Source organism: Flavobacterium sp. (genome assembly GCF_035760125.1).
In the GTDB taxonomy this organism is placed as follows: Bacteria; Bacteroidota; Bacteroidia; order Flavobacteriales; family Flavobacteriaceae; genus Flavobacterium.
On sequence record NZ_DASTTN010000528.1, the window covers coordinates 1 to 9,875 of the forward strand.

Here is a 9,875-nt window from a genome sequence, read left to right on the forward strand (position 1 = left end):
GGTAGATAATGCCATGCGTGAAAAAGACGCTCTTGAGTTTTATAACCTTGGTTTAGGAGAATATTACACGTTTGCCAGTATTTCTGGAAGCGGAACTGGGGATTTATTGGATGCTTTAATTGAAGCTTTTCCAGTGAAACCAGAACCTGTTCAAGAAGCGGTGGTTTTGCCACGTTTTGCTGTAGTGGGTCGTCCTAATGCTGGGAAATCCAGCTTTATCAATGCATTAATTGGTAAAGAACGTTTTATGGTAACTGATATTGCGGGTACTACCCGTGATGCTATCGATACAAAGTTTGACCGTTTTGGTTTTGAATTCAACTTGGTTGATACGGCAGGTATTCGTCGTAAAGCTAAAGTGAAAGAAGATTTGGAGTTTTACTCCGTAATGCGTTCGGTTCGTGCGATTGAGCATGCCGATATTTGTATCTTGGTGATTGATGCCACCCGTGGATTTGAAGGTCAGGATCAAAGTATTTTTTGGTTAGCCGAGAAAAACCGAAAAGGTGTTGTAATCCTTGTGAATAAGTGGGATTTGGTTGAAAAAGATACGATGTCAACCCGTGATTATGAAGAGAAAATCAAAAAAGAATTAATGCCATTTACGGATGTGCCTATTCTTTTTGTTTCGGCTTTGACTAAACAACGTTTGTTAAAAGCATTGGAAGCTACTGTTCAGGTTTATGAAAATAAACAACAACGTATTCCGACTTCGAAATTTAATGAATTCATGCTAAAAGTGATTGAAGCATATCCACCACCAGCAACCAAAGGGAAATATGTGAAAATTAAATATTGTATGCAGTTGCCAACTCAAACGCCACAGTTTGTGTTTTTTGCCAATTTGCCACAATATGTTAAGGAACCTTACAAGCGTTACCTTGAGAATAAGATTAGAGAAAACTGGGATTTCTCAGGAGTGCCAATCGATATTTATATTAGAGAGAAATAAAAATAGAAAGTCCCGATTTTATCGGGACTTTTTTTGTCTTGCTCTGAAAGTACGATTTCCTAGTGAACTAAATTTTTCTTAGAGTTATCACGATACCAATCCTTAAATTTTTTATTTGTTTTGTATTCTTCATCATGCAAAACGGTAAAAATCAAAAATATCAGTAAGCTTACTCCAATAAGGTACAGACCCATTAAAACTGGGAAAAATAGTTTTGTTTGACATAGTGCTACAAAAACTACAAGGTAAATTGTGGTTAACCAAGTCAGTTTAATTGCAAAATTTTTCATGGCCCTAACTTTTCTATTAAAGTTACGGTCTATTTTTACAAAATTTAGTTAATTCATCATTAATCAATTCTTAAAATTGGATTGATAATATGGTGGAATTTAAGAGCATTTTTCTCTATTATCTCTTTTTTTGAAGGTTTATTTTATGAAAAAAGGTAAACCTAATAATGTCTCTGTCAAAATAATCAACACCACTTGCGCGTTGTTGGAAACTGTTTAAATAACCCAATTCTAATGCTATATTTTTGTTGACACCATATTGCAAAGCAGCGTAAATCCTGTTTTGGTCAAAAGGGTTTTTAACAACTTTTTCTCCAGCATTGATCATTAACTCATCATACACAATCGCTTTTAAATATTGGCTTTGTTTTTTCCAACAGGAAAATTCCCCTTGAAGACGGTATCTGAGTCTCCAATAGTAAGTAGTTCCTGGTAGCAATCCGTCTTTATCGGCATTGTGAAAAAAGCGTTCTTCCACTTGAAAGCGCTGATTCAGGGTAAAGTTACCATATTCTTGCTTCCAAGTTATGTCCTGTTGGCCTCTGTATTCAGGTACTCTAAAATCATAAGTGACTTCGGGGACTTGGGTTGCAACGGAGAAATAAGCATATCCTGCACCCACTTCTATGTTGTTATTGATTTTATAGCGTCCTTGAATCCTCATTTCATATAAATTGTTTTCTACGGGATTCATGAAAATCCGATTGTCAAATTCAGTATGAATGGACCATTTATTATTTAATGTCAATTGGTTGTAATATCGTGTCCAAAGTAAACTTTGATGATCTACATTTTTTTCGGTCTGTGCTTTGGAAACAAAACATACTAACAAAAGGCAAAAGATTCTAATGGTTTTCATGAAGGCTATTTCAGTTTTTGGCAAATGTACATAAACTCTATAATTTAAATAGAATTTATTTTTTTGTCACTAAACCAAAAAGCCTTTTACATAATCCTTTGTCAGTTTTTCTTTTGGATTCAAAAGGACTTCTTCTGTAGGACCGAATTCTATAATCTCTCCCATATATACAAAACCGATATAATCTGATACTCTACGGGCTTGACGCAAAATGTGCGTAACCAAAACAATAGTGTATTTATCCTTTAATTCCATAAACAATTCTTCAATGGCTTGGGTCGAAATCGGGTCCAATGCCGATGTTGGTTCGTCACCCAAAATAATTTCAGGTTCAATCGCCAGTCCTCTAGCTAAACATAATCGTTGCTGTTGGCCAATGGATAATCGGGTAGCAGGAGATTTTAGTCTGTCTTTTACTTCGTCCCAAAGATTAACACCACGAAGGTATTTTTCAACGATTTCGTCTAGGGATGCTCTGTTGTGGTTTCCATGAATACGTTGTCCATAGGCAATATTGTCATAAATGTTCATTGGTAGCGGAAAAGGTCTTTGCGAAAGCAAACCCATTTTTTTTCGGATATGGGTGACTTCGGCTTTTGGATCGTAAATGTTTTCACCATCGACTAAGACTTTACCGTCTACGCGTACATCGTTTTGACGGTCGAGTAATCGATTCATGGTTTTAAGTAGTGTTGTTTTTCCACAACCCGATGGACCAATTAATGAGGTCACTTTCTTGTCTGGAATGTCAAGATTAATGTTCTTTAAAATATGGTTTTCACCAATGTGAACATTTAAATTTTGGATACTTATGTGTGGCTGGATGATCATATTTTATTTTTTGAAAGATTTTTGCTGGCTATTTTTGCAACAATGTTGATAATTAAAACAATAATGGTAAGGATAACTGCTGCGGCGTACGCTCTATTTTGAACCTCTTGAATAGGACTGCTCAACTGAAAAAATATGGACAGCGGTAAAGTTGCAGCAGGTTGATCGAGTGAAGTTGGGATGCTGTCGGTAAAGCCTGCCGTAAAAAGTACACAAGCAGCATCGCCAATAGCTCTACCAAATGACAATAATATTGCGGTAATAATACCTGGAATGGATTGTCGCAATATGATTTTTGCCGTTTCATATCTTGTTCCGCCAAGTGCAAAAACAGCATTGCTCATGTCTTCTGGGACAACCCGAACTACTTCGTCTATGGCTCTCACCAAAATCGGGATTATCATTAGTGTTACCGTGATAATTCCAGCCAATAAAGAGGTTTTTAGTCCCATATAGACCATAATGGCAAATCCAAAAGCGCCATACACAATTGATGGAATGCCAAACAGGATATCATAACTCAATCGGGTAATCGAAGCCAAAGTTGCATTTCTTTTGGCATACACATTAATGTAAATGACAATTGGAAGACTGATTAAAAGTCCCAATAAAGTGGAACCAATAGTGATATAGATCGATCCCACTATGGCATTAAGAATACCGCCTCCTTTACCAATGTAAAAACCACCTTCCGGGATTTTGGAAACCATATCCCAACTCAACGAACCAATACCCCTCGAGAAAAGGGTGTACAGTATCATGAACAAGGTACTGCTAATGATGACAGTGCTGAATATCATCAAAACTTTGAATATATTTTCTTCTATTTTTCTCATTTTGATACCTGTTAGTTATTGCTTTTTTCTATTCTATATAAAATAATTCTCGACACCGCATTGAATAAGAAGATAATGGCGAATAAGAGTAGCGCCGCAAACATCAATGCTGAATCGTACATCGGAATAGACATCATTTCTCCATAATTATTGGCAATAAGTGCTGGTAGGGGATAAGCCGAATCGAATAGACTATGTGGAACTTGAGCCAAATTGCCGCAAACCATCAAAACGGCTATGGTTTCCCCAAAAGCTCTGGAAATTGCCAGAACTACAGCAGCTACAATTCCATCAAAAGATTTACGAAGAACTACTTTTTTGGTAGTTTGCCATTGTGTAGCACCCAATGATAATGATGCGTTTCGTAAGTCCTGTGGCACATTGTCAAACACCTCAATTACAATGCTGATAATAAGAGGGAAAATCATTATAGCCAAAACGATTCCTCCCGCCAACACTGAATAACCTGTTGTAAATTCTACGAAATGTGGCGCTATTTTATCCTGAATCAAAGGGACAATTACCAAGACTCCCCAAACACCATAAAGTACAGGCGGTATCCCAGATAATAATTCAATTAATGGTAAAACTAATTTTCGTACTCTAATGTGAGCATATTCCGAAAGGTAAATGGCTGTCAGCATTGATAAAGGCAAAGCAATTATAATGGCAATTGCGGTTACCCAAAGTGTACCAACAATAAAAGGATAAAATCCGAAGGCTTCTTTAAAAGGTTTCCATTCGGAGGAGAATAATAAATTATAAAGTGAGGTACTGTTTAAAATGGGTATAGATTTGTAGAATAATCCTAATGCAATCAACACTACTGTCGAAATAGACAAGAGGGTAAGCACCAGAAATATTTTACTGATGAATCGATCTTTGAGCAATCTTATATTTTTCATTTAATTATAGTAAACCACCCTATCAAAAACTGTTTTTAAACCACTCATGGTTTTCAGTTCTTGTTTTAGGGTGGATGTTTTATTTATTGGAAGAATATTACTTTACTTTTCCTAATTCCTTTGTTAATTTTTCTTTGGAAAGTTTAATGTATCCCGCTTCAGTTACAAATTTTTGGCCATCCGTAAGAATGTATTTTATAAATGCTTTGACAACGGCATTGTTTGGTTTTCCAGTGGTTACAAAATACAAATCTCTTGCAGGAGGTGATGGATATTTTCCAGAGACAATGGCGGCAATTAATTGGTCGATGTCATTATAGAAATTTTCATCTGCATCTAATTTTCCGTTATTGTTAAGATCAATCGGAACTGCAACAATTCCATTGGTCGGTTTATTGGTTTTGTTATCGTAGATATAAACGATATTGTTAAAACCTAATCCAGAAGGATCTCTTTGTACAGCTTGTGCCAATCCGGGATCACCAAATACGGCAACTCCCTGTAAGTCTTCTTGTTTTTTGCCAAAATAACTAGCCCAAGTTTCGGCAGCTCCAGCGGCATCAGATCTTGTGTACACATGAATTGGAGAAGTGCTTTTGAAACCCAATGCATTCCACGTTTTGTATTTACCTGTGATGAAAATATTGTTGAAGGCTTCCTTTTTTACACCTCTTTGGTATAATACTTTTCTATAGGGACTTGTTGCGCTTATGGTTGGGATTACGGCATCTTTGGTAACGGCAACGGCAAAAGCTCCTTTTTTGTATTCAGCGGCATTAAGTTCGCGTGATACCAATCCAATATCGGTTACTTTGGATAATACATCCGTTATCCCTTTTCCGGCACCACCAGCCTGAATATCAATTTTAACTTTTGGGTGTGCTTTTTTAAATTCTTCCGCCCATTTTACAGTAATAGGATACAATGCAAATGCTCCAGAAATACTGATATTTCCTGATAAATCTTGTGCCGAAACTTTATTTGGGGTTACGTTTGCTGCTATTAATGCAATTGTGAGTAATAATGCTTTTCTATATGTTTTCATCTTGTCTTTTTATTTTTTAATTGAAAATAATTTATAAATCACAAAGTTAACTTGGCGATTATATCAAGTTAACTTTGCGATTTTTAATGATTTATTATAGAGAGTACTTCAGTGTAATACCATAAGTGATTTGATCTCCTAATACTGCTGCGTATTGCCCTGAATTTCCTCCGGCAGGCAACAATTGTTCATAATAATTTTTGTTTAAAAGATTGCGTCCCCAAACGTGGATGGATAAACCTTCTGATGCACGGAAACCTAGACGACCATTAAAGATAGCATAACCAGGAACTACTAAATACTTCGATGCAGAAGGGCTTGATGAGAATTCAGAGCGAGCATAACCATCAAGAGCTATAAAGAATTTTCCAGCATTTGAAAAGAATTTTGCATCTTTAGTGTATTCACCGCTTAAACTTCCAGCCCATTTTGAAACCCCTGGTAAATCAGTTCCTGAAACATCTTTATAGTTTACAGCTTTTCCATCAGCAGTAGTAGTTCCAGTTTCTTCTAAAGGAAGTGGTGCATTGGTGAATTTAACATACTTTCCGTCAGAGTAGGTTGCAGCTCCGTAAAGGGTAAAATGTTTATTAACATTAATACTTGCATCTAGTTCTATACCTCTTACACGTACTTCATCTGCATTGGCAAGATACCCGCGATTCACTCCCAATTCAGCAGCTTGAACATTCGTTTGAAAATCTTTGATATTTGTATCATAGTAAGTCAAGTTCAATATTGAATTTTTAAAAGGAGAAGTTTTTACTCCAAATTCATAATGGTTTACATTTTCGGGCTTAACTACCGCAAGATCACTTAGAGTCTGACCCGCTGGCGGAGTAGGAAGTCCCGCTACATTCACACCAACTGGTTTGTAGCTTTTGGCATAAGTACCGTAAACATTGATTTTGTCAGTTGCTTTATAAGATACTGTTATATTTCCAGAAAAGTCAGTGTCATCAATATCTGTTGAAAATTGTTGATCCGTATAAACAGCTTTTTTAATAGCTAATAGTTGAGGATCGGTAGTTTGAAGACCTCCGTATGTTTTACGGTTATAGTCTGCAATTTTTTTATCAAAATTATATCGTAAACCTGGCAATACATGTAATTTTTCAGTTACAGCCCAGTCCAATTGGCCGAAAACTGCAGTACTTGCTGAATGTATTTTGGCATCGGTCTTTATACCGTATCCTTCAAGAAGATCCGGAGTTTCCCATAATGCTAATGGTACAGGTGTACTTACACCATTGTTATTATAATTAACGCTCTGTTGAGAAAATCTCCATTGAGCATTACCTGATTCTTCAGTCCCTTTTGTTTTTGATGTTTGGTCAATAAAAAAGAAACCTGCAACACCAGTTATTCTTGATGTAATTTTTCCTGCATAACGAACCTCTTGTGTTATTTGTGTCTGTCTTGAAGGATTTTGCGATTTAGCAAGTACTTGTAAGCCTGTAAAATCCCTGTCATTGGAAGGATCCCAAGTCCAAAAACGCCAAGCTGTTGTTGAGGTAAGTGTTCCGTTTCCAATTTTGGTATCAATATTAAGGGATGCTCCGCCTAAATCTTGATTGGAACGCCAAGGCGTATCGTGGTCAATCTTACGGTCAAAGGCATTCAAACTTGGCAGTTGATAATTTAAATCGGCAATAATTGCATCAAATTGACGGTAAGGTTTTCTTTGCGTAGGTGCAACACCTGCAACAACTTGGGCGTATCCATCATTATGTTGAGTGGTAATGTCTCCAGCCAATGTAATATTGGTGTTTTCAGTCGGTTTATAAAGCAATTGACCTCTAATACCTTGATTGTTTAACGTGTTTGTAGGTTTTCCTGTTGCAATATTATCAATTACACCATCACGTTGAGTGCCAGAAAATGATAATCTACCAGCTATTTTTTTACTCAATGCTCCTGTAACCGAAGCCTTAGCTTGAAGGTATGCATAATTACCATAACTCACTTCAAAATCAGCACCTGATGTGAAGCTTGGTTTACGAGAAGTTATGTTAAATGCACCAGAGGTTGTGTTTTTACCAAACAAAGTTCCTTGTGGTCCACGTAACACCTCAATTTGCTCTACATCGATAAAATCAAGAGTTGTTGCGGCTGGACGTGCATAATAAACACCATCCACATAGAAACCTACACCTGGATCGATACCGTCATTGGTAAGTCCAAATGGAGAACCTAGACCACGGATGTTGATACCCGTATTTCTTGGGTTTGAAGAATAAAGTTGTACAGATGGAACCAATTCTTTGATGCGGTTCACGTTGAATGCACCTGTTTGTTCTGCCTGTTTACCAGTTACTACAGATATTGCAATTGGAACATCTTGCACTTTTTCGATTCGGCGTCTAGAGGAAACTACCACTTCAACCAAAACATTTTCGCCTTCAGGCGTCAGGCTTATTTCTAAGGGAGCTTCCGTTGGTTGGATAATTTTTATTTCCTTGGTTGTATAGCCCACATATTGTATCAAAAGAGTAAAAGGAAGTTTCTCGTGAGTATCAAGGCTGAATTTTCCATTTGCATCAGAGGATGTATTGTATTTTGTCCCTTTTATGATAATGTTTGCACCTGGCAAAAAATTATTTTGATTGTCTGTAACAATTCCCGTTACTTGACTTTGAGCCCATGAAGTTGAAAAAATAAATAGTAGTAATAAACTTGAAATTGTTTTTATAGATATAGTTCTCATTGTTTTGTATATTATATGTAATTAGTAGAATTTAAAATAAATTTTTTTAAAGATCTAGCACATGCACATACACATCACTTGAGTGATATTTTTTTCAATACTTGAAAGAATAGTTATCTTATTTGTTTTCCTGACTTCAATTTTTTTGTTTGTAATTGTTTGCATAAGGATAAATTTGATTGTTAATCATACGTTAATTCGATGCAAATATATATAAATTCTACAAACTTAGTATAGTTTAAAAAATATTTTTTTATTTTTTTACCAATGAGGCGATTGTAATGCCTTGCATTGCTTTCAAAGTTTCGTCTCGAATAGCCACTAATCCGTGTCTTAATGCGCACTCAGACTCGCTTACGCAATCTGAACAACGTTCGTAAAAATTTAACGATGCACATGGAAGTAATGCGATAGCTCCGTCAAATAATCGGTGAATATCGGCCAAAGTGATACTTCCTTTGTCTTTTAAAAGATAATAACCCCCATATTTTCCTTGCTTGCTACCTACAAAATGACCTCTTTTTAAATCCAAAAGTATTTGTTCCAAAAACTTTTTTGGAATAGAGGCACCTTCCGCAATTTCAATGGTTCTTGAAATGTGGTTTTCATCTTGTTGCGCTAAATAAAGAAGCGCTTTAAGGGCATATTTGGTTTTATGTGAAAGCATTCTGTGTGATTAATTTTTATAATGATATAAAATTGAATGGATTCTTTTCAATGAATACATTTATAAGTCAAATATAGACTTTTTTTTAATTTTTAAAACTTAATTTTTTTGCAAAAAACTAATCCTAGAAGTTTCTTGGATTATAAAGAGTAAAGTCTTTTCTATTAAGGAGCTTTGTCCAGCCATCCGCTATGTCTTTCTTGTCTCGTTTGAAGACGAGAGAAGAAAGGATGTCGGTCGTCTCTGTATGGGTTACGATATTAGTTTTCTAAACAAAAAAATGTATTTCAAAAAGCAAAAAAAGAGAGTCCTTACTGAACTCTCTTTTATTTTATATTTACATGTTTTTACCAGTTTCCACTAGAACCTCCTCCGGAGAATCCTCCTCCGCCAAAACCACCGCCGAAGCCACCACCGCCGCCTCCGAATCCGCCGCCTGATGATCCGCCACCAAAACCACCTCCGCTACCTCTTCCGAGACTGCTTAGAATAATGACGTCAAGTAGGCTAGGGCCACCGCCACCGCCACGGTTTCCTGAATTACTGTTTCCGCCACCTTTGTTTTTGGAAAGTAATATCAAAACGATGACAACTATAACAATGATTGGTAAAATTGGAAAATCTTTTCCTTTGGTTTGTTTACGTTCGCCTTTGTATTTTCCTTTGAAAACATCAATAATAGCATTGGTGCCTTTGTCTAAACCTTGGTAATAACTACCGGCTTTAAATTCAGGAACTATTATGTTTCGGATTATTTCTCCTCCTATTCCTGCTGTCAATCGA

10 protein-coding genes are annotated in these 9,875 nt (G+C 36.3%); 1 reads left to right on the forward strand and 9 read right to left on the reverse strand.

Translation table 11 applies throughout. From position 1 onward, the window contains the following. A partial coding sequence (gene der / locus VFS71_RS18800; protein ID WP_326403181.1) for a ribosome biogenesis GTPase Der occupies positions 1-952 on the forward strand: 952 nt, incomplete at its 5' end. Positions 953-1,011: 59 nt separating this feature from the next. Here der and VFS71_RS18805 read toward each other — a convergent pair. The 9 genes from VFS71_RS18805 to VFS71_RS18845 all read right to left on the reverse strand — a co-directional run. After that, entirely contained in the window at positions 1,012-1,242 is a 231-nt protein-coding gene (locus VFS71_RS18805; protein WP_326403182.1) for a hypothetical protein, read from the reverse strand. 118 nt (positions 1,243-1,360) lie between these two features. Next, on the reverse strand, positions 1,361-2,101 hold the full coding sequence (locus VFS71_RS18810; RefSeq protein ID WP_326403183.1) for a DUF2490 domain-containing protein: 741 nt from the start codon (positions 2,099-2,101) through the stop codon (positions 1,361-1,363). Between the two features lie 69 nt (positions 2,102-2,170). After that, entirely contained in the window at positions 2,171-2,932 is a 762-nt protein-coding gene (gene pstB, locus VFS71_RS18815; protein WP_326403184.1) for a phosphate ABC transporter ATP-binding protein PstB, read from the reverse strand. Next, positions 2,929-3,768: a phosphate ABC transporter permease PstA gene (pstA, locus tag VFS71_RS18820; protein WP_326403186.1), complete on the reverse strand. Its 840-nt coding sequence runs from the start codon at positions 3,766-3,768 to the stop codon at positions 2,929-2,931. Before pstA ends, pstB begins: the two co-directional genes overlap by 4 nt. A gap of 11 nt (positions 3,769-3,779) precedes the next feature. Beyond that, positions 3,780-4,673, reverse strand: coding sequence for a phosphate ABC transporter permease subunit PstC (gene pstC, locus VFS71_RS18825; RefSeq protein ID WP_326403187.1), 894 nt, complete (start codon positions 4,671-4,673; stop codon positions 3,780-3,782). A 97-nt stretch (positions 4,674-4,770) separates the two neighbouring features. After that, on the reverse strand, positions 4,771-5,718 hold the full coding sequence (locus tag VFS71_RS18830; RefSeq protein WP_326403188.1) for a PstS family phosphate ABC transporter substrate-binding protein: 948 nt from the start codon (positions 5,716-5,718) through the stop codon (positions 4,771-4,773). Between the two features lie 94 nt (positions 5,719-5,812). Then, the gene (locus VFS71_RS18835; RefSeq protein WP_326403189.1) at positions 5,813-8,425 is read right to left on the reverse strand and encodes a TonB-dependent receptor; all 2,613 of its coding nucleotides are present in this window, start codon (positions 8,423-8,425) and stop codon (positions 5,813-5,815) included. 253 nt (positions 8,426-8,678) lie between these two features. Beyond that, the gene (locus VFS71_RS18840; protein WP_326403190.1) at positions 8,679-9,092 is read right to left on the reverse strand and encodes an Rrf2 family transcriptional regulator; all 414 of its coding nucleotides are present in this window, start codon (positions 9,090-9,092) and stop codon (positions 8,679-8,681) included. 347 nt (positions 9,093-9,439) lie between these two features. Beyond that, the coding region (locus VFS71_RS18845; RefSeq protein WP_326403191.1) for a TPM domain-containing protein at positions 9,440-9,875 on the reverse strand (436 nt) is incomplete at its 5' end.